This is a genomic window from Bacillus sp. RC51 (genome assembly GCF_044908115.1).
In the GTDB taxonomy this organism is placed as follows: domain Bacteria; phylum Bacillota; class Bacilli; order Bacillales; family Bacillaceae_G; genus Bacillus_A; species Bacillus_A mycoides.
Genome location: NZ_JBIYCW010000038.1, coordinates 1 through 1,799, shown reverse-complemented (window position 1 = coordinate 1,799; position 1,799 = coordinate 1). Strand labels below are relative to the sequence as shown.

Here is a 1,799-nt window from a genome sequence, read left to right as displayed (position 1 = left end):
TTCGCTCGACTTGCATGTATTAGGCACGCCGCCAGCGTTCATCCTGAGCCAGGATCAAACTCTCCAATAAAGTTAGTTTGTCTAGCATCTAAAAAAAAAATTGACGTTCACGTTGTTTGTTTCGTTCAGTTTTCAAAGAACTTGTTTGTCGCTCATTTGCGACTCCCTTATGTTAACATTTTCATATTTCAATGTCAACCAAGTTTTTTTATTTCTTTTGTCGCTTTCTTCGTTGTTGCTATCGGCGACTTGTCCTATATTACACCTCTATAAGCTAATCGTCAACACCTTTTATTCAATTAATAATAAAAATAATTCCAAAGGTATTTTCTATATTAATTTCAGTCCTTCAATTTCTCCATTTCACTGAAAATAATAAACAAGGACATCCCATTACATACAAGACGCCCTTTTGATTACACATTATATACATGCACTCTTTAAACTCTTGAACTCCCCCTTTCTATTTAAACTATCGTCCTACTGATTCCTTGAGGTGGGAGTTTTCTGTCGGGAATTGATAAATAGATCAATTAATTTACTTTTATCCGCCCATACCACTCCAAATAAGACTAAGCCGCCGCCTATTACTATTCTCCACGTTAAAGATTCATTTAATAGAACAATTGAAGCAACAATACTTATTAGCGGTAATGCATTTAAATATAATCCACTTACTGATGCTGAAACTCTCTCTAGTGCTTTATTCCAAAACCAATATGCTAAAATTGTTGCTCCAATAACAAGATACATTACACTAAGTCCAGTCTTCCAGGTTTCAATCTTTGGGAAACCGTAATAAAAAGTTTCTACCATTGCAAATGGTAATAAAATAACCGATCCAATAATTAAAGTTAATGTTGTAAAAACCTTGTTTGATAGATACCGTTCCTGTTTCGGTTGTTTTAACAATACTGTATAAAAAGCAAATAAGAAGGTGCTTAATAAAATAAGGATATCTCCTATTAAAGATACCTCTTGATCAGCATTGTTAGATGAAATTGTTATAAGAAGTACCCCTATAGCCCCCAATATAATACCAATCCAATAATTCGGCTGAATTTTCTCTTTCAAAAAGAAAGCTGAAAAAAGAATTGTAACTAACGGCAATGCAGCATCAATGATACTAACATGTAATCCACTTGTTAAAGAAATCCCGTAGGATGTGAACATAAAATACCCAGCTACACCAGTAAAAGATAGCAAACTCATTCTTTTCCATGGAATATGTTTATGTACGATTGCTTTTTGAAGTTGGCCATATGAAAAAAGCATACAAATTCCCCCTGCGAGGAAAAGACGAATAAATAACAAAGTAAATGGTTGAATAGATTCTAATGCCCATTTCGTTGGCGCAATTGCCGTCCCCCATAATATAACAGCCACTAATAACATGCATATTTCTTTCATAATCCCCCACACCCATCAAAAAGTATATGTTAACTACCTTAATTATAGATTTTTTCTTAAGTAAAATCCTTTAAAACCACAAAAAGGTTATGCGAAAAATAGCCATCCAGCCATTTTTCGCATAACCTTTTCATATTAAATCAAAAACATCATTGTTCATTCGACAACTAAATCAACATAAAAAGGTAATCCTTACCTTCAATTTATATTTAAACGTATTACTTTATAACCTTCTTATCACTTTAATATCCAAATTTTATTTTATACCGTTTCTATTTCATTCTTTTTTCGTCTTTTTTTCGTCTTTAGGATTATTAAATTTATGAATTTTAACCTTCGGTAAATAAAAATAAACACAAAAAAACCTAAGTCGAAACGACTTAGGTTTT

General features: G+C 32.4%; 1 protein-coding gene and 1 rRNA gene. Both read right to left on the bottom strand.

The genetic code is table 11. The features are described 5' to 3' along the window. Positions 1–70 (bottom strand): 16S ribosomal RNA (locus tag ABH959_RS29385); the annotation flags it as partial. A 410-nt stretch (positions 71–480) separates the two neighbouring features. Further along, positions 481–1,410: a DMT family transporter gene (locus ABH959_RS29380; protein ID WP_113938659.1), complete on the bottom strand. Its 930-nt coding sequence runs from the start codon at positions 1,408–1,410 to the stop codon at positions 481–483. Positions 1,411–1,799 lie beyond the last annotated feature (389 nt).